Origin of the sequence: Paraburkholderia piptadeniae (assembly GCF_900007165.1) — a bacterium.
GTDB classification, from domain to species: Bacteria; Pseudomonadota; Gammaproteobacteria; order Burkholderiales; family Burkholderiaceae; genus Paraburkholderia; species Paraburkholderia piptadeniae.
Genome location: NZ_CYGY02000030.1, coordinates 124,872 through 143,325 on the forward strand (window position 1 = coordinate 124,872; position 18,454 = coordinate 143,325).

Annotated in this window: 15 protein-coding genes; 1 reads left to right on the top strand and 14 read right to left on the bottom strand. The window is 59.4% G+C overall.

Annotated elements, in window-relative coordinates; translation table 11 throughout:
* Positions 1–395 precede the first annotated feature (395 nt).
* The 13 genes from BN2476_RS15315 to BN2476_RS15375 all read right to left on the bottom strand — a co-directional run bounded on the left by BN2476_RS15315 (position 396) and on the right by BN2476_RS15375 (position 15,987).
* On the bottom strand, positions 396–2,114 hold the full coding sequence (locus tag BN2476_RS15315) for an FAD-dependent oxidoreductase (protein ID WP_143810976.1): 1,719 nt from the start codon (positions 2,112–2,114) through the stop codon (positions 396–398).
* 1,080 nt (positions 2,115–3,194) lie between these two features.
* Positions 3,195–4,004 (bottom strand): enoyl-CoA hydratase/isomerase family protein, encoded by an 810-nt coding sequence (locus BN2476_RS15320; protein WP_087735006.1) that lies wholly within the window; start codon positions 4,002–4,004, stop codon positions 3,195–3,197.
* A gap of 208 nt (positions 4,005–4,212) precedes the next feature.
* Entirely contained in the window at positions 4,213–4,704 is a 492-nt protein-coding gene (locus BN2476_RS15325) for a flavodoxin family protein (protein WP_087735007.1), read from the bottom strand.
* A 34-nt stretch (positions 4,705–4,738) separates the two neighbouring features.
* Positions 4,739–5,596 carry an HpcH/HpaI aldolase/citrate lyase family protein gene (locus tag BN2476_RS15330; RefSeq protein ID WP_087735008.1) on the bottom strand — a complete coding sequence of 286 codons (858 nt, stop codon included), beginning with the start codon at positions 5,594–5,596 and terminating at the stop codon, positions 4,739–4,741.
* Positions 5,597–5,825: 229 nt separating this feature from the next.
* Positions 5,826–6,674, bottom strand: a complete 849-nt coding sequence (locus BN2476_RS15335; protein ID WP_087735009.1) for an HTD2 family dehydratase — start codon at positions 6,672–6,674, stop codon at positions 5,826–5,828.
* Positions 6,675–6,768: 94 nt separating this feature from the next.
* Entirely contained in the window at positions 6,769–7,701 is a 933-nt protein-coding gene (locus BN2476_RS15340; protein ID WP_087735010.1) for an electron transfer flavoprotein subunit alpha/FixB family protein, read from the bottom strand.
* Positions 7,702–7,718: 17 nt separating this feature from the next.
* Positions 7,719–8,468 (bottom strand): electron transfer flavoprotein subunit beta/FixA family protein, encoded by a 750-nt coding sequence (locus tag BN2476_RS15345; protein ID WP_087735011.1) that lies wholly within the window; start codon positions 8,466–8,468, stop codon positions 7,719–7,721.
* Between the two features lie 22 nt (positions 8,469–8,490).
* Positions 8,491–9,663, bottom strand: a complete 1,173-nt coding sequence (locus BN2476_RS15350; RefSeq protein ID WP_087735012.1) for an acyl-CoA dehydrogenase family protein — start codon at positions 9,661–9,663, stop codon at positions 8,491–8,493.
* A 27-nt stretch (positions 9,664–9,690) separates the two neighbouring features.
* Positions 9,691–10,872: a CaiB/BaiF CoA transferase family protein gene (locus BN2476_RS15355; protein WP_087735013.1), complete on the bottom strand. Its 1,182-nt coding sequence runs from the start codon at positions 10,870–10,872 to the stop codon at positions 9,691–9,693.
* A gap of 202 nt (positions 10,873–11,074) precedes the next feature.
* Entirely contained in the window at positions 11,075–13,027 is a 1,953-nt protein-coding gene (locus BN2476_RS15360) for an AMP-binding protein (RefSeq protein WP_162497875.1), read from the bottom strand.
* Between the two features lie 14 nt (positions 13,028–13,041).
* Positions 13,042–14,247: an acetyl-CoA C-acetyltransferase gene (locus BN2476_RS15365; protein ID WP_087735014.1), complete on the bottom strand. Its 1,206-nt coding sequence runs from the start codon at positions 14,245–14,247 to the stop codon at positions 13,042–13,044.
* A gap of 88 nt (positions 14,248–14,335) precedes the next feature.
* Complete coding sequence (locus tag BN2476_RS15370) at positions 14,336–15,085, bottom strand: SDR family NAD(P)-dependent oxidoreductase (protein ID WP_087735015.1); 750 nt, start codon at positions 15,083–15,085, stop codon at positions 14,336–14,338.
* 26 nt (positions 15,086–15,111) lie between these two features.
* A complete protein-coding gene (locus BN2476_RS15375; RefSeq protein ID WP_087735137.1) occupies positions 15,112–15,987 on the bottom strand; it encodes a MaoC/PaaZ C-terminal domain-containing protein in 876 nt (291 codons plus the stop codon).
* A 241-nt stretch (positions 15,988–16,228) separates the two neighbouring features.
* Between BN2476_RS15375 and BN2476_RS15380 the strand changes: the two genes are divergently transcribed.
* A complete protein-coding gene (locus BN2476_RS15380; RefSeq protein WP_087735016.1) occupies positions 16,229–17,380 on the top strand; it encodes an acyl-CoA dehydrogenase family protein in 1,152 nt (383 codons plus the stop codon).
* Between the two features lie 196 nt (positions 17,381–17,576).
* On the opposite strand, the gene BN2476_RS15385 is transcribed toward BN2476_RS15380, so the two are convergent.
* Positions 17,577–18,395, bottom strand: coding sequence for an enoyl-CoA hydratase (locus BN2476_RS15385; protein WP_087735138.1), 819 nt, complete (start codon positions 18,393–18,395; stop codon positions 17,577–17,579).
* Positions 18,396–18,454 lie beyond the last annotated feature (59 nt).

Here is an 18,454-nt window from a genome sequence, read left to right on the forward strand (position 1 = left end):
CGTTGGGACGGCCCCGGCGCCAATGACAATTGTGGGTCGAGAGTTCGCGTTCGCTGAACGCCTCCTGAGTTTTTCGCGGTCGTGCACGTCCGAACGACAAGAAAGCAACCTGAAGCGGCCTTACAAATACAAACGGTGAGCCTGAATGTCAGCTGAGGCCGAATTGCCGAGCGCCGCCCTTCCCTCTCCCGCATGCGGCGCGCACCCAAGACTTTTGCCGTGATAAGGCACGGGTTATCACCGCCACTCCAAAATTCGCACTGCATATGCCTAACTTAGAAAAGTCGCATGTCGCAACCGCTAGCGAATTGACCGTTCACTACCGCACTGGAGGAGGCGACGCCGAACCTGGCGACCCTGCTCTTGCTAACTCCTCCTGTTTTGACTAATGCTTCTCAAATCGACAATGAGGCGGACGGAAAAGCGAAACCGGACTGATGCAGCTTGAGGTGAATTTGCGCTATGGCCGCAGCGCCTTGGCCCACGGCCGCCGCTACCCTTTTTGTCGAACCAGCCCTTACGTCACCAATAGCAAATACCCGGTCAACGCTGGTCTCCAGTGTCAAACGATCCGGCTGATCCGGAGTCGGGCCTGTGATGACGAACCGCTTGTCATCGAGACGCACGCCGCAATCTGCAAGCCATGCTGTATTGGGCACCGCACCAACGAACAGGAAAAGGTGACGAATTGCGTGCGACTCGGCAACTCCTGTCGTTCTCTCGCACCAGGTCAAACGGTCTATCTGGACCGAGTCGCCACCGATCGACGTCAGTTCAGTTCTAGTATGAACAGTGACGTTGGCAAGGGATCGAATGCGCGAAACAAGGTAATGCGACATGCTCGCGGACAAGTCCTCGCCGCGCAGCAGCACGTGGACATGCCGGACGTACTCGGCGAGGTAGACGATAGCCTGACCTGCCGAATTTCCCCCACCGACTACGGCGACCTCCTGTCCGGCGCACAGACTGGCCTCAATGGGCGAGACCCAATAGTGAACACCCGAGCCCTCGAATCGTTCAAGCTCAGGAATATCCGGTCGTCGATAGCGGGCGCCAGTGGCGATACAGATGGTTCGGCAGCGTATGTACTGCCCACCGTCAGTTTCCAGCCGGAGCAGGGGTTCGGAGCAATGCAGTCTGACGGCATGTACTGGGATTGCAATCGTTGCGCCAAACTTCTGTGCCTGGAGAAATGCGCGGGTCGTCAACTCTTGACCGGAAATTCCGGTTGGGAAGCCAAAAAAATTTTCTATCCTAGCGCTCTGACCTGCCTGTCCACCCGGTGCTTCCATGTCCACGACAACGACGTTGAGTCCCTCGGATGCAGCATAGACTGCCGCGGCCAAGCCGGCCGGACCTGCGCCAACGATGCCCAAATCGTAAATATCGGATTCCACAAGCGACGGGGTCAAGCCCAGATGCTGGCTAAGTTCAGCATCCGACGGTGAGCGCAGCACTTCGCCGTTCGGGCACAACACGAGAGCGGCATCGGTGTCGACAGTGCCAGCCCCAGGCACAATCGTCAGACTGCGGGCGTCAGTGTCCGCATTAAGCACGGTATGAGGATGCCCAAGCCTGCTGAGGAAACGGCTCAACCTCCCAAGGTCCGGATTTGTCGCAGAACCCACCAGTATGGGGCCGCCAATACCGCAACCTATTGCGCACGCCCGGCGCAGAATCATGGTGCGCATGATCAGTTCACCGAGTTTGGCTTCGGCGACGAGCAGTCCGCGCAACTCCGAAGGGCTCAACACCTGTGCCTCGACAGCCTCCGTCGCGCGGCACGAGCAGAGCGACGGTTGGCCAATCAGTTGCCCGGCCTCAGCTATGAATTCGCCGGGCCCGTGCTCTACAAGGAACTCCTCTTTCCCGTCGCGCCCCCGTGAGGTGAAACTGACCCTACCGGAAAGCAGCACGCACATTCCCGGCCTCGCCTCGCCCGCGCGGAACAGGAACTGATCGGATTCCCATCGCTGCACGCCGCCAAGGCGCCGGATAGACGCAATCTGGTCGGCCGTAAGAACCGGAAATAGCTGCGCCCATCGATTCATGAAGCCGTCCAGTAACTTCCCATGTGGACGCAAGGATGAGGCGGCCTCGATATTGGTTGACACACCAACTCCTCCGTCATGCCCGCATGCATGACGATCATTCAATCAGGCTACTCCACATGGCAACAATGCAAAATTTCGGTTGGATACGCCCCTTTTGGGACGCATCATGTGGCGGTCGCGGTCCGTCGAAGTGCCTCGGCGTTCGCGCCGGAGTAGTCCTTTCAGACGCGAAAAGAAGGTGCGGAATTGAGGCGGCAAGATCTGATAACACTGCCCGCCGCCGATCTGACCGATCTACCGTAATCGGCAAGGTCAGGATCCGCAAGACATTGAACAGTGAGCCAATCGTGTCTCGGTTCGTGGCATAGCAGATGCCCACGACGATGCGGAGCAAGTCGGCAAAGCGATGTTGCAACTGGGAGCGTTTCGGGGACACTCATTACCATCGAATACGTCGCGTTAACTCGTCGACTGCAAGGCCGGTTTCGTTGACCCGGTTCGACATTTCTCGTGAGGATGGCGGATGGCACGCATGCCTTCGACTCTGAGACGAAATGATCGGGCCGAAGGGAATGCCGGAAGGCGTGACCAGTAATACTACGGCGCGCACAAATTTTCAGCGTTCCGGAGGGACGTCAGTCATGCACCTCAAAACCTGAAGCGTGATCCATCCAATCGTATGTGGGCATAGTCACTGCCCACGGCCAATTGGATCGGTGACGCGGCGCTTCGACCGAACTACACATCCTCATCGATTGACAAGCATCCTCCTTCCCTGCCGAACCGACAGCTGCCTTGCCGTCGTGCTCCGCGCCCTTACATCTGCTGCGGTCATTCATTGCGATAGATTCCATATTGCCGTTGATGGAAGTAAGCGTCCCTCACGCGATAGATGACCGATATCCGGTCAATACGAAAGCGCTATACGGAGAAAGACCCCTTGCCGAAGGATGTGACGCTTACAGGATGAGACAAAGAACCGCCTGATTGATGCACGTCACCCGATCCTGGACGAACAGTCCCGAACGCGCATCTATGCGGGGGCTAGCAACGCACGCGCAAACAAAACTGGTTCGTTGTAGATCTCGCTAAGCCCTATCAGTCAAACTTGGCTCGATAGCAAGTTTTTTTCTGCAATCGTTACTTAGGCAATCGCGCAGAGGGAAAGTCCGCCTGGCGCTTGCCGCGAAGCGCTGCCAGCCCTTCTTTGACGTCCGGACCCAGGAAGCACAGCATCTCCATCGCGAGCGAATTATCGAAAACAGGACCGGCCATACGCATCCAGTTGTTGAGTGACTGCTTGGTCGCGCGGATCGCAGCCTGGCTGCCACGCGCCAGATTTGCGGCGATCGCCACCGATCTTGAAAGCACTTCTTCGCGTGGCGAACAGAAAGTAACCAGGCCGATTCGTTCCGCCTCCTTGCCATCGATGAATTCGGCGGTCATCAGGTAGTACTTGGCCTTGGCCATCCCGCACAGAATGGGCCAAACAATCGCCGCGTGATCGCCCGCCGAGACGCCGAGGCGAGCATGTCCATCGGTTAGCTTGGCGTCCTCCGCCATTACACTTACGTCTGCCAATAACGCGACCACCAGGCCTGCGCCGACGGCCGTTCCGTTGATAGCCGATATGATCGGCTTGTCGCAGGCCAGCATGTTGTAGACAAGGTCGGAGGCCTCCTTCATAACCCGTAGGGTTGCCTCCTGGCTATTTGACATCTCCTCGACAACGGAAAGATCTCCCCCTGCCGAGAAGGCGCGATCACCTGCGCCAGTGACCACCACCACCTTGACGAGGGGATCTTCGCTAACTACTCCCCAGACCTTGGTGAGTTCCCAATGCATTCTGTTGTTCGTTGCGTTCATGACCTCCGGACGGTTCAGCGTGACAACTAAAACTCCGTCGGGATGGCGATCGAACAGAACGAACTGAAAGTCTTCGTATTGCATGCGTGCCCCAAATTAATTCAAACAGCGACTGTTTGTATTGGGCCCGTCAATATCGACTGACGCAACGTACGAGTTGGTTACGTTCCGTACTTTGGCTGCTGCATGAGTCAGCTACTTAGTGAACGCACTCGACTCGAAGCTCGTTTCGTTGCGCTAAAGCGGAGAAAATGCCCCGATGGAAAGAACCATTCGCAGCCTGTGAGGACATTTAAAACACGCCAAGCGACAGGCCAGCCGCCATTCCTGCTCCAAGCTCAGCACAGATCGCGAGATCAGCGCTACCGATGATCTTACGCGCCAGAATGCGCTCTGGCGTTTGTGCATGCGTGCAGACGATGATGGCTGGGGCTACTGCCTTGAGACGCCATCCCGTGGCAATGCGATCGATCTGACGCAATGCACCTTGCCCGTCGCTGCCCGCGCAGATCATCGCCGCATAGGGACGGCCATTCAAGCCGTCAAGTGCCGGGTAATAGCACCGATCGAAGAAGTCTTTCATTAAGCCCGACATCGTTCCCAGATTTTCCGGCGTTGCAAACACGTAGCCATCGGCTGAGAGGACATCGTCTGGGCCTGTTTCGACGGCCTGCTTCAGTATGACTGCAATATCAGGGTGGTCACGTGCAGCGCTCGCCGCGGCTTCAGCCATTTGCCGGGTGCCACCCGTCATCGTGTGATAGACGATCAACAAGCTTTTCATAGCTCTTGCGTGCCACCACGCATGCGGTCTTTACTTAAAGATTTCGGGCGCTTGCGACGATCGCCTCGGCCGCGCGGATCACGGGCAAGTCCACCATCCGTCCGTCCAGACTGAACGCTCCGCCGCCGTGCCTGGCGGCCTCTTCAAGCACGCGGAGTGCCCAGACATGCTCGCTCTGAGTGTAACCCAACGCCTCGTTTACCCCGGCCGCCTGACCCGGATGTATGCAGAGCTTTCCGCCGAAGCCGAAGGCTCGCGCACGCCGGGCATCTGCTGCCAGACGCTCGGCATTGCCAATGTCGGTAGTTACGCCGTCGATGGGAGCGGGAAGCCTGGCGCGGCGTGATGCAGCCACCAGAATGTTTCGGGCGAATGCCAGCTCGGGCTCATCGAGCGAAGCACGCATGCTGAGGTCAAGTTGGAAGTCGAGATGTCCAAAGGCCAGGCGCACGACCTGAGGCACCTGTGCAAGCGAATCGGCTGCGTCGAGTCCTGTTAGCGATTCGATCAAGGCCACGATTTGCACATCCCCGCCGAGCTGATGCGCGACCCGGTGCAACGCGTCGGCATCTTCAGACTTGGGCAGCATCACAGTGACACCGCGTCCCGTCCAGGTGCGCAATAGCGCAATGTCGGATTTGTGCCAAGGCGTATCCACGGCGTTCACGCGTACCAAGGTGCGCTCCAGTTGCGCGGGGTTCAGGTGAGGCAGGTGCTGAGCGAGGTGTTCGCGCGCGCTATCCTTGCTGTCCCCGGCAACGGCGTCTTCCAGGTCGATAATAATGCAATCTGCACCCGAATCAAGCGCTCTGTTGAAGCGTTCGGGCTTGGTAGCAGGCACAAACAGCAGACTGCGCGCGTGCCGGACAGGAGATGCAATGTTTGTTGACACGATTCAGGGTCACTCCGTCTATTACTGTTTTCTGGATCGCGCTCCGAGCGACCTAATTCGCGTTGCTGAGTCGCTCAGTGCTCGCTGAGAGCGAGCACTGCGAGCATGCCGATCTCAGGACATCAGCGATGCCGCCGTCCGGAGCGGCCATAGGTCGAAAGGCGCAAACGCCCGCGTGCATGCGCTCTTGCGTGCTGTCGGAGCGTGATTGGGCTTCGTCGTCACGTCACTATTCGAGTTCCGCGCTGGCATGCATCGCCAGCTGTCCCTGCGGACCTCGCGCCCACAGCGATGCGGTGTTGCTGTCCAGCCTGCCATTAACCGAAAACGATGCGATATCGAACAGTGGGCTGACAGCCTTGAATTCGAAGCTGCGAATGATTTTCTCCGGATGCGCGCGGCGCAGTTCTTCCACGAGCAGTGTGGCGATCAGCGGCCCATGCACCACGAGGCCCGGATAGCCCTCTTCCTGCATGGCATAAGGACGGTCATAGTGGATACGGTGGCTGTTAAAGGTTAGTGCCGAATAGCGCATTAGCAGCACAGGATCTGGATTCATGACGCGGCCGAATTGCTCGTCGACAGGAGCGATCACAGGCTGGGGCGCAGGCGCTCCTGGCGCCGCCGCGGCGCGATAGACGATGTCCTGCTCCTCTCGAATCGCGACACCGCCAGCGTCGACCACCTCGTGTAGTACCGTCACGAATACGAGTTCGCCGCTGCGCCCGGACTTGCGTTGGATGCTCTTGATCGTCGAAAGACGCCGAACCGGTTCGCCCACGGCTAGAGGATGCAGAAACTGTAACCTCCCCCCGGCCCACATCCGCCGCGGTAGCGCGATGGGCGGCAGAAAGCCGCCACGCTTGGGATGCCCGTCCTGGCCGATGTTTGACTGGCGCTCGCTCGGCAAAAAGTAAAGCCAATGCCACAGGGGTGGAAGTTGAGACGGTAACGCCCCTGTATCGGACCCGTCCAGCGTTGCCTGCATCAGGCGGACAGGGGCCTCCGTGATCTGGTCTGCACTCTGGTCGGTGCGCCCCACCCAGGTATCGAGATACTCAGCGCTTTCGAGACTCATACGCTTCGCGCTCCATCATGAGGATTCAGTGTGCAAGCTGCCTCCAGTGCTGCGGCAACAGCGCTGGAAGTACTCGTCAAAACAGCGTCAGGGGTTATAAGGCCTGAACAATGTCTGGCACGATCGAGAAGAGATCGCCAACGAGGCCGTAATCGGCGACGCTGAAGATCGGTGCCTCCGCGTCCTTGTTGATTGCCACGATCACCTTCGACTCCTTCATCCCCGCAAGATGCTGGATCGCGCCCGAGATGCCCACCGCGATGTACAGCTGCGGCGCGACGATCTTGCCGGTCTGGCCGACCTGATAGTCATTGGGCACGTAGCCGGCATCCACGGCCGCTCGTGATGCGCCCAGCGCAGCGTTGAGCTTGTCGGCGAGCGGCTCCAGCACCTTCGTGTAGTTCTCGCCGCTGCCAAGGCCACGCCCACCCGAGACGATGATCTTTGCGCTGGTGAGTTCCGGACGATCGAGTTTCGTGACTTCGCGGCTCACGAACTGCGACAGGCCGCTATCCGCTGCTGCTGCGATGTTCTCGACCTGTGCGCTGCCGCCCTCGGCGCTGACTGCGTCAAACGCGGTTGTGCGAACGGTGATGACCTTGATGGGATCGCCCGACTGCACCGTCGCGATCGCGTTGCCCGCATAGATCGGACGCTCGAACGTGTCGGGGCTGATCACGGCCGTGATATCGCTGATCTGCGCGACATCCAGCTTCGCGGCGACACGCGGCGCCACGTTCTTACCTGCCGCTGTAGAGGGCGCCAGGATGTGTGAGTAGTCCCTCGCAATGTTCAGTAGCGTCGCTCCGACATTCTCCGCCAGGCCCTGCTCCAGCTGTGGCGCATCAGCCAGCAGCACCTTCGACACACCCATCATTTTCGCCGCGGCGCTGGCGGCGCCCTGTGCGTTGTGGCCGGCAACCAGCACGTGCACATCGCCGCCGATCTTCTGCGCGGCGGCCACGGTATTCAATGTCGCGGCCTTCACAGTCGCGTTGTCATGTTCGGCAATTACCAGAATCGTCATTTCTCTGCTCTCCCTGATCAGATGACCTTGGCTTCGGTCTTCAGCTTCTCGACCAACGTCTGCACGTCCGGAACCTTCACGCCAGCCGAACGCCTGGCAGGCTCGGCGACCTTCAGCGTCTTCAGGCGCGGTGTAACGTCCACACCGAGGTCCGCGGGTTTGATCGTATCGAGCGGCTTCTTCTTGGCCTTCATGATGTTCGGCAGCGTGACGTAGCGCGGCTCGTTCAGGCGAAGATCCGTTGTGACCACGGCGGGGAGTCTGATCGACAGCGTCTCCGAGCCGCCGTCTACCTCACGCGACACGGTCGCCGCGCCGTCCGCGACGACAATTTTTGAAGCAAACGTAGCCTGCGGGAGATCTGCGAGCGCTGCGAGCATCTGGCCGGTCTGGTTTGAATCGTCGTCGATGGCCTGCTTGCCCAGGATCACCAGCGAGGGCTGCTCCCTGTCCACCAGTGCCTTGAGGATCTTCGCGACACCGAGTGGCTCAGGAACCTCGCCGGACTCCACGAGGACCGCACGGTCCGCGCCGATCGCGAGTGCCGTACGCAGTGTCTCCTGCGCCTGGCTCACGCCGACCGACACCGCGATCACCTCGGTTGCCACACCCGCTTCCTTCAGGCGTACCGCTTCCTCGACAGCAATTTCGTCGAAGGGGTTCATGCTCATCTTCACGTTGCCAATATCCACGCCCGAGCCATCGGACTTGACGCCCACCTTCACGTTCGGATCGACCACGCGTTTGACAGAAACTAATACTTTCACGATTAAAGGTCCCTTTCGAAAATCAGTAAGAACGCGGGAGTTGCAGCACATGCTCGGCCACATGTCCCAGAATCATGTTCGTTGAGATGGGTGCAACCTGATAGAGACGCGTTTCACGAAACTTGCGCTCCACGTCGTATTCGCAGGCGAAGCCGAAGCCTCCATGGGTTTGCAGGCACGCGTTGGCGGCCTCCCAACTGGCCTTGGCGGCCAGGTATTTGGCCATATTGGCCTCTACCCCGGCGTTCTGGCGCGCGTCGATCTTCGCGCAGGCCCGCCAGCGCATCAGGTTTGCAGCCTCCAGTTCGATGAAGGACTCAGCAAGCGGAAACTGGATTCCCTGATTCTGTCCAATGGGCCGGCCGAATACCTTGCGTTCGCTTGCATAGTCGCGGGCCTTTTCCAGAAACCAGTAGCCGTCACCAATGCACTCAGCAGCGATCAGCGTGCGCTCGGCATTCAGACCGTCAAAGATCACCTTGAGACCCTTGCCCTCCGTACCCAGCAATGCGTCCTCGGGCAGTTCCAGATTGTCGAAGAACAGCTCGTTGGTCTCATGATTGACCATGTTGAGAATCGGTCGCACCGTGAGACCGTTACCAATGGCCTTGTCTAGTTCGACGATAAAGCACGAGAGACCGTCACTCTTCTTCTGCACCTGGTCAAGTGGAGTGGTTCGCGCGAGAAGGATCAGCGAATCGCTGTGTTGCACACGCGAAATCCAGACCTTCTGTCCGTTGATGACCCAGCGACCGTCTTTTTTTACGGCCGTGGTCTTGAGCTTGGTAGTGTCACTTCCAGTGGTGGGCTCGGTGACTCCCATCGACTGCACGCGCAGTTCGCCCGAAGCGATGCGTGGCAGGTAGTGCTGCTTTTGTGCCTCCGTACCGCTGAACACGATCGTGTTCATCACATACATCTGGCCGTGGCAAGCGCCCGAATTTCCTCCCGAGCGATTGATCTCTTCCATGATGACCGACGCCTCGGCCATCGACAGCCCGGGGCCGCCGTAGTCCTGCGGAATCAACGCGGCCAGCCATCCCGCCTTGGTGAGCGCGTTGACGAATTCCTCCGGATAGCCGCGAGTTTCGTCGATCTTGCGGTGATATTCAGCCGGAAACTGTTTGCACAGGTTGCCCACGGCGTCGCGGATTTCCTGGTATTGATCGGGAGTGGAAAAAATGGAGGTACTCATGAATCAAGTCCTGTAATTTGCTCGACGTTAAACAATTTTTCGCAACCTCAGATCGGCTATGGCCTGCGCATCGAGACCAATGCTTGTCAGGATTTCGTCGGTGTGCTCGCCTGTTAGCGGTGGCCGCGTCCGGATCTCGGGCGGGGTACGCGACAGCGACACGGGGGTTGCAAAAATAGGCACCTTTTTTGGCGCACCGGGGTAATCCATCCATTGAATTACGCCGGCAGCCTTGACGGTCTCGTCCTCTAGCGCCTGGCGTGGCGAATTGACGGGACTGGCCGGAATGCGAGCCGTTTCGAGTGCGGAAAGCGCCTCTGCTAGCGTCTTGTCAGCGCACCATGTTGTCATCAGGTCACTCAGGAACTCACCGTTATCGCCCCGCAACGCATCGTCGGCGAAGCGCGGATCATCGACCAGTTCGGGGTGGCCGACCAGTTGTGCCCAGCGCTTGAACATGACGTGGCCGATAACCTGAATGATGAACCAACCGTCTTTAGCCTTGAAGATATCCGAGGGCGCGTAACTGGACGCGCGATTGAGCGTGGCTTTCCGGTCCAGGCCCAGCAGGGCCTCCTCGATCAGCGTGCCGCTGGCGAGGTTCAAGCCCGTGCACAACAGCGACGCACTGACCTCCTGCCCCATTCCGCTGCGCTGACGCTCATAGAGCGCGAGCACGGTGCCCAACGCGCAAGAGAATGCTGTGGCGAAGTCGACAACAGGCACCATCGCCTTTTGTGGACGGTTAGGCGTTCCTGCAACGTGCACTGCACCGCTCAACGCCTGACCCACGCCGTCGAAGCCGACGCGGTCGCGCACGGCCTCGCTGTTACCGAAAGCACTCGAGGCCACGAGAATGATGTCCGGCTTGATGCTGGACAAGCTTTCGTAGTCCAAACCGAGGTTCTTAAGCGTACGCGGCGGCATGTTGGCAATCACAACATCGGTGTCCGCGAGCAGCTTCCGCACGATTTCGCGCCCCTCGGTGCTGTCCAGGTCCAGTGTCATGGATCGCTTGTTGCGATTGACCTGGAGAAAAAGCGCACCCTCGCCCTGCTCGGTCACGGGTACGATAAATCGGTCTTCGCCACCCCCAACGCGGTCGATACGAATGACTTCGGCACCATAGTCGGCAAGCAGCGCGGAACAGAAGGGTCCGGCGATGAAACGACCGAAATCAAGAACCTTTATGCCTTCCAGGACTTTCATTTTTGACTCGCCTGAAGATCGGAAATTTGCAGTGTCAAACCGATCAGGTTGAATTCCAGTTCCAGCGCTCAAACATGCGAAAAAGCGCGAACGGTGAATACAGATAAAGCGGCGGTATCGTTGCGGCGGATTGGCTAGTCCGGCCTCCAAACACAGCAGGACCTAGCCTGTCTCACGCTGACACCCGCGCGCTTTAATCAGGTCACGCAGCCGTCGCCGCAGCGCGTACTTCGTCTAGCGCGGAGGGATTGTCAAGCGACGACAGATCCCCGGGAGGTTGGCTGCAGTACACACTACGGATCACGCGGCGCATGATCTTTGAGCTGCGCGTCTTGGGAAGTTGCGCGACCACATGGACGCGCCCCGGCCGGAAAGGCCTGCCTAGTCGCTTGTCGACATGACCCGATACGATCGCCTCAAGATCGGCGCGCGGCACGCCAGTACCGGGCTTGGGAACAACGAAGACCACCAGCTTCTGGCTCTTCTCAGCATCGGATACGCCGATGGCGGCAGCTTCGGCCACATCAGCGAGCTCCAGCACCACTTCCTCGACCTCGGCCGGACCGAGGCGCTTGCCGGCGACCTTAAGGGTGTCGTCGGAGCGCCCCATCATGAAGTAATTGCCCTCGGGCGTGCGCAACGCCAGGTCACCATGCACCCAGAGCTCGGGGATTGTCTGCCAATAGGTTTCGAGGTAGCGCTCGTCGTCGCGCCAGAACGAGTGGGTCATTCCGACGAAAGGTGCACGGATAGCCAGCTCTCCGACCTCGCCAGTGACACTTCGGCCCGAAGGGTCGACCACGTCCGCTGCAACACCGGGAGAGATGGTGTTGAATCCGCTAGGTGGAATCGGACGGATTGGTACGCTTGCCAACAATGCGCCCGACGCCTCGGTACCGCCCGTATAGTTGATGACGGGTGCCGTGCCATCGCCGAAGCGCTGGAGGAACCAGTTAAAGTGCTCCGGCGCAATGCCTTCGCCGGCCGTAATCAGTAGACGCACGGTGGAGCGGTTACCACTGAGCGCCAGATCCTCGTGACTGGCCATGCCGCGGATAAGAGTCGGCGCCGAACCAAAGTGCGTCACCTGATGGCGCTCCACAAGGCGGGACATACGCGACCAATCGGGATAGTCGGGCGCGCCGTCGTAGCAGACCAGTGTCGCACCGCGCAGCAGTGCGCAGCCCAGCACAAGGGTGCCGGCAATCCAGCCCATGTCGGCAGGCCAGCAATACACGTCACCGGGATGCACGTCAAAGTGGATGAGAGAATCGTGCGCGATCTTGATGGGGAAGCTGCCGTGTGTGTGAACCACCCCCTTTGGCTTGCCCGTCGTGCCAGATGTGTAGATGACCATGAATGGCGTATCAGGCGTGACGGAGACAGGTGATGCACCCTGCCCCTGACCGATGGTGGCGGTCTCCTGCCAGTCCAGGTCGCGTTCGTCCTGGGCTGCTTCGCCCTCGGCGCGCTTCCAGATGACATGCTCAAGTAACGGCAACTGACGCCAGGCGTCTCGCAACGCAGCCTGCACGTCGACTCGTTTGGTTCGCCGTGAGAAACCCGTGGAAGCAATCACCATGCGTGCATCCGCTGCCGACAGGCGAGCAACGATCGCATCAACGCCGAACCCGCTGAACAACGGCACGACAAGCGCACCCAGATGTACGATGGCCAGGATCGAAATGGTGGCCTCGACGCCGTTTTCCATTAGCAACCCGATGCGGTCGCCTTGCTTGATGCCGCGCCGTGCCAAGCCCGCCGCGAAATCGCGCACGCGCTGTTCCAGCTCCGAGTAGGTCAACTCGCTCACACTACCGTCTTCTTTCTCGGCCACCACGGCTTTTAGCTGGGAGGTCGCGGGGTTTCTAGCCCATGCATAGATGGTGTTGACCCAGTTCAGCTTGCCCCCGGGGAACCAGCTCGGGAACTGCGGGCCACGCGAGAGGTCCGCATACCCTTTGGGCGGCTCGTCCCACGCAATAGCGCATTCGCGCATGACCGTAGTCCAGTAGCGCTCGGGCTCGGTAATCGACAAGCCCAACAGGTCTTCGTACGACGGCACGTCCAACGCGCGCATCAATTTCACGACGCCGGCGTTCTGCAACTCCCGCTGGCCGGGTTGCCACACATTGCTGGATTCTGGCTTGCTCATGATCGACTCCTGCGTTAAGCGCGTTCCAGAATCATCGCGATGCCCTGGCCGCCGCCAATACACATCGTTTCGAGGCCGTAGCGGGCGTTGCGACGCTGCATTTCGTAAAGCAGCGTACTCATGATGCGTACTCCCGTCGCGCCGACTGGGTGGCCAAGCGAGATTCCCGAGCCATTGACGTTGAGCCTGTCCTCGAGCGCTTCCATCGAACTACCCCAGCCTTTGACACAGGCCAGCGCCTGGCAGGCGAAGGCCTCGTTGAGTTCGATCAAGTCCATCTGATCGAACGTCAAGCCTGTGCGCGCCAGCAGCTTCTGCACGGCTGGCACAGGGCCGATACCCATGCGTGCAGGATCGCAGCCTGCGGCGGCCCAACCGACCAGCCAACCCATGGGGGTGAGACCAAGTTCGTCAAGCTTGTCTTCCGCTACGATCAGGCAGGCCGCAGCGGCATCGTTTTGCTGGCAAGCATTACCTGCCGTCACCACGCCCTCCTTCACGATCGACTTGAGCCTGGCAAGGCTATCGGCGGTGGTGTCGCCGCGCACACCTTCATCCTGCGTCACGATCAGAGCATCGCCTTTGCGTTGCGGTACGGCGATAGGGACAATCTCGGAATCGAAATGCCCCGCTTTCTGCGCAGCAGCGGCGCGCCGGTGGCTACGCGCGGCAAAGCGGTCGGATTCCTCCCGGGAGATGCTGTATTCGCGCGCAAGCGTCTCCGCGGTTTCAATCATGCCGCTGATGCGGCCGAAGCGCTCTTCGGGCTGCGAGCGTTCGCGGCCACGGTCCAGACGGTCGTGCATTTTCACGCTACCGGCTCGCTTACCCCAACGCATGTCGGTGGTGTAGTACTCGACGTTGCTCATGCTCTCCACACCGCCGGCCATCACCACATCGGCTGCACCCGTCTGCACCATCATGGCTGCCGTTGCGATCGCCTGCACACCCCCGCCGCAGCGCCGATCGAGCTGCATGCCAGCAACCTCGATTGGGAATCCCGCCTGCAGGGCCACCCATCGCCCCGTACAAGGTGTCTCCCCGCTCGCGTAGCTCTGCGCAAAGATCACGTCATCAATGCGGGCAGGGTCAAGCCCCGTGCGTTGCACGACGGCACGCGCCACTGTAGCGCCCAATTCCTCGACCGGAATTCCCTTCAATGCTCCGCCAAATGCGCCCACGGGCGTTCGCAGCGGGGAGACGATGGCTGCTCGTTTCATTTCGAATGCCTTTTTGAATTCATGAAAAATGACCGCCGTCGCTCACCTGTTACGCGCTGGCAGTTCTTAACGTTGAAGCAGGCTCAGATCAGCCGTAACGTCCGCCCGTCACATGTAGCACCTCGCCGCTAATGAACCCTGCGCGCTCGCTCGCCAGAAAGGCGACGGCGTCGGCGATGTCATCAGGACGCCCTGCCCGTTTGATAGGCTGCGCCGCGACGGCTCGCTCCTTGATCGTTTCGTAGGTCTCCAGCGCCTGCACCATCTCCGTGTCCATGAACCCCGGGGCTACGCAGTTCGCGGTGATGCCGTAGCGACCTTCTTCCATCGAAAGTGCCTTGGCCATGCCGATAAGACCCGCCTTGGCGGCGGAGTAGTTCGCCTGCGTCGGATTACCCAGATGAGCACGCGAGCTGACGTTGATCAGACGTCCCCAGCCCTGATTGATGAAATGTGGCATGACGGCCTTGGCCGCGAGGAAGGCACCCTTTAGCATGACATTCATCACGAAGTCCCAGTCTTCCTCACTCATCTTTACGAGGTACTTGTCGCGCGGCGCACCTGCGTTGTTCACAAGAACGTGCACCCCACCAAAATGAGCCAACGTTTCGTCGATGAGGTTTTGCACATCTTCGGCCCTGGTAATGTCACCCACCACACAATGCGCCGCTAGCCCCTCGTCCCGCAGCGTTCTGGTCGTGGCCTGCGCCAGCTCCGCATTGATGTCAGTGATGACAACCTTAGCGCCTTCTTGCGCAAGCCGGCGCGCTGTCGCGGCACCCAAGCCGCGCGCCGAGCCGGTAACGATAGCTACCTTGCCCGTCAGCCCCAAATCCATATGTGTCTCCTAGAAAAAAATGCTGTTCAGCGCAAATTGACCCAAGCATTGTTTAAAACCACTACGCCGCGCTCTACCGCGGTGACCCGCAGCGAGACCGTGTCGCCTCGGACCCACATATCAATGCGTAACGTGTCGCCAGGCAAAGCCGGTGCCGTGAAGCGCACTCGCATTCCGGCAAACCGCGTGTCGTCATATGCCAAAACTGTGCGCAGCACGGCGTGTGCAGCCACTCCCATCAGGGCCATGCCATGCATGATCGGGCGTTGAAATCCGGCAGCGGCGGCCACGGCGGGATCGGCATGCAGAGGATTCATGTCTCCGCTCAGGCGGTAGATCAGTGCCAATTGCGGGGGCGTGGGCAGCTCCGACACATAATCGGGTAATCCGTCGGCCATGGCATGTGGCGCAGGCGGTGCACCGACGCTGCCACCTTCACCAAAACCACCGTCGCCGCGCAGCAAGCTCAACTGCACTACGGTGGCCAGAAGTTGCCCTGTGTCGGCATCCATAATTTCGCGCGTCTGCTGCAAAAACGCACCCTTTCCTTCCCCTTTGTCCCAGAGACCAGTGATGCGGGTCGCGCCCTTCACGCGACCGCTGGCGGGCAGAGGTTCGTGGAGATGGATTTCCTGTTCGGCATGGAGAAGCTTCTGCCAGGTGATACCCGTATCGGCCTCGCGTGCCCAAAAGCCGGGGTAGGCAAGCACATTGGCCATCGTTGGCACGGCGCGCAATGAACGACCGTCCCGCCCCTCGTAGACAAAGCGCAATTGCCGCGCGTCGAGTGGGTCCGCACCGATACCTAGACCGAGAGCGTAGAGCTGGGTATCGCGCTGCGAGAACGCGTGTTCGATGACAGGAAACGGACGTGCCAGCAACTGTGCGGGATTGATCGGCATGACGGACATAGCAACTGAGATGACATGCCGCCACGATGAAACCAGCACTGCGCCAGGTCAATCGATATGCGTCGACTGTTCCGTACCTTGGCATGAGCGATTCTTGTATTCACCCGCGAGCCCCAATGCCATGCCGACCGGGCGATTTCCAACATCCGGAACGTCCGCCGCAGATCCATTGATTCGCATCTCTAGCTGTCGCTAGGATTGACCGATCCCATCTATTCATCAAGACGCTCACATGATTCGCGACCAGGAAACGCTCAACGGATTGCTCGACACTATCGCTCGCTTTGTGCGCGAACGCCTCGTGCCCAACGAGGAACGAGTGGCCGAAACCGACGAAATTCCCGAGGACATAGTGTCCGACATGAAGACCATGGGCTTATTCGGCCTCACGATCCCAGAGCGGTTCGGGGGACTGGAGCTAACCATGGAAGAAGAAGTACTAGTCGTACTCGAACTGTGTCGCGCCTCGCCGGTGTTCCGCTCCTTGTTGGGTACAACCGTCGGCATCGGTTCGCAGGGCATTCTGTTTGACGGAACGCCTGAGCAACAGGAGAAATACCTGCCGCGCCTCGCGACCGGCGAATTGATCGCTTCTTTCGCCCTGACAGAGCCCGAGTCCGGCTCCGATGCTGCGTCCTTGCGCACGACGGCCATCAAGGACGGGAACGACTATGTCGTGAATGGCACCAAGCGCTTCATCACGAACGCGCCGCATGCGGGAATTTTCACACTGATGGTCCGCACCAACCCAGAAGAAAAAGGCTCGGCGGGCATCTCAGCTTTCATCGTCGATGCCGGAACGCCCGGAATCAGTTTCGGAAAACGCGACAAAAAAATGGGACAAAAAGGTGCCCACACCTGCGACGTGATCTTTGAAAACGCCCGTGTACCAGCTGCAAACCTGATCGGCGGCAAGGAAGGCCAAGGATTCAAGACCGCGATGAAGGTGCTGGACAAAGGCCGCATCCACATCGCTGCCGTGTGTGTGGCCGTGGCTGAGCGAATGTTGTCCATGGCGCTTTCCTATGCCATGGAGCGCAAGCAGTTTAGTCAACCCGTCGCCGATTTCCAGCTTGTACAGGCAATGCTGGCCGACAGCAAAGCCGAGATCTACGCGGCTCGAAGTATGGTGCTGGACGCCGCGCGCCGGCGTGACGACAAGTTACCGGTGAGTACCGAGGCATCGTGCGCGAAACTGTTCGCATCCGAGATGTGCGGGCGTGTGGCCGATCGCGCGGTACAGATCTTTGGCGGTGCCGGTTACATGGCCGAGTATGCAATCGAGCGGTTCTATCGCGACGTTCGACTGTTCCGCATCTACGAAGGGACAACTCAGATCCAGCAACTGGTCATTGCCCGCAACATGATTCGCGAGGCGCAGTAGGCCACTACCTGGACCAGTCCTCTTCATTTGTTCGCGTTCGCGGCGAAAGCAGCCTCGCTACGGCGTGATACGAACCATTTCGCCCTTCGTCATCGACACGTTCGGAGACTACACGCCTTCACGGAAAGTTGCGTCGGATATGATCAGCTTTCCGTTTTTGAGGACGCGAAGAATTTGCTATAGGCAAGTCGTCGGTTCAATTTCCGGTAAAAGTGGGGTTGCGTTTTTCGAGGAATGCGAGCCGACCTTCGCGAAAATCCGCGCTAACGAGGCAACGTCTGCTGAACTCTTCGACCACGTCACATTCCGGCGAACCTGTCGCACTCAGTGCTTGCTGGACTGCCATTTTGCTCGCGAGAACAGAGAGTGGCGCGTTCTCCGCTATGGTGCGTGCCAGCTTCAACGTCTCCTCGACGGCATCGTGTGCAATCAGATCTACCAACCCCATCTCGAAGGCCTCCTGCCCCGAGAACCTGCGTGCTGTGTAGAGCAAAAGACGCGCGTGTGAAGGTCCGACGAGAGACACGAGTCGGCGTATCGAATGTGCGTTATAGGCGATTCCTAAGCGAGCGGCCGGTACGCCCAGCCACGCGTCGGCCGAGGCGACGCGAAGATCTGCCTCCATCGCGATTGCGAGGCCACCCCCAAGGCAATAGCCCTGCAAGCAGGCGATGCTTGGCTTGGCAAAGCTGGCGAGTTTAGTACGGGCCTCGGTTACGATGCGCGTGTATGGTTCACTGGGCGCACTGTCGACTCGATGCTGTTCGAACTCACTGATGTCCGCCCCGGATGCGAACGCTTTTCCGCCTTCGCCAGCATACACGGCCACCCGCACGGTGCGATCGCGCTCGAAATCGGTCAAGACCGACGCTATGGCTCTCCACATATCGAGGGTGACGGCATTGTGCTTCGCAGGATGATTGAAAAGCATGAGACCAATACTGCCCAGCTTGCCGGCCAACAACTTCCCATCGGCAAAGCGCCCAACGGTATCCATCTCGTCCAGAAATTGCATGTACTTGTCCGATAGGGCTAGATCCATACTTGGCGGGAAGCTTCGACGGAATACTCTGC

Excerpts from the sequence above, each read along its gene's own strand:
- BN2476_RS15320 (WP_087735006.1), bottom strand. The coding sequence starts at position 4,004 with ATGCAATACGAAGACTTTCAGTTCGTTCTGTTCGATCGCCATCCCGAC.
- BN2476_RS15325 (WP_087735007.1), bottom strand. The coding sequence starts at position 4,704 with ATGAAAAGCTTGTTGATCGTCTATCACACGATGACGGGTGGCACCCGG.
- BN2476_RS15335 (WP_087735009.1), bottom strand. The coding sequence starts at position 6,674 with ATGAGTCTCGAAAGCGCTGAGTATCTCGATACCTGGGTGGGGCGCACC.
- BN2476_RS15340 (WP_087735010.1), bottom strand. The coding sequence starts at position 7,701 with ATGACGATTCTGGTAATTGCCGAACATGACAACGCGACTGTGAAGGCC.
- BN2476_RS15350 (WP_087735012.1), bottom strand. The coding sequence starts at position 9,663 with ATGAGTACCTCCATTTTTTCCACTCCCGATCAATACCAGGAAATCCGC.
- BN2476_RS15355 (WP_087735013.1), bottom strand. The coding sequence starts at position 10,872 with ATGAAAGTCCTGGAAGGCATAAAGGTTCTTGATTTCGGTCGTTTCATC.
- BN2476_RS15360 (WP_162497875.1), bottom strand. The coding sequence starts at position 13,027 with ATGAGCAAGCCAGAATCCAGCAATGTGTGGCAACCCGGCCAGCGGGAG.
- BN2476_RS15365 (WP_087735014.1), bottom strand. The coding sequence starts at position 14,247 with ATGAAACGAGCAGCCATCGTCTCCCCGCTGCGAACGCCCGTGGGCGCA.
- BN2476_RS15370 (WP_087735015.1), bottom strand. The coding sequence starts at position 15,085 with ATGGATTTGGGGCTGACGGGCAAGGTAGCTATCGTTACCGGCTCGGCG.
- BN2476_RS15375 (WP_087735137.1), bottom strand. The coding sequence starts at position 15,987 with ATGCCGATCAATCCCGCACAGTTGCTGGCACGTCCGTTTCCTGTCATC.
- BN2476_RS15380 (WP_087735016.1), top strand. The coding sequence starts at position 16,229 with ATGATTCGCGACCAGGAAACGCTCAACGGATTGCTCGACACTATCGCT.
- BN2476_RS15385 (WP_087735138.1), bottom strand. The coding sequence starts at position 18,395 with ATGCAATTTCTGGACGAGATGGATACCGTTGGGCGCTTTGCCGATGGG.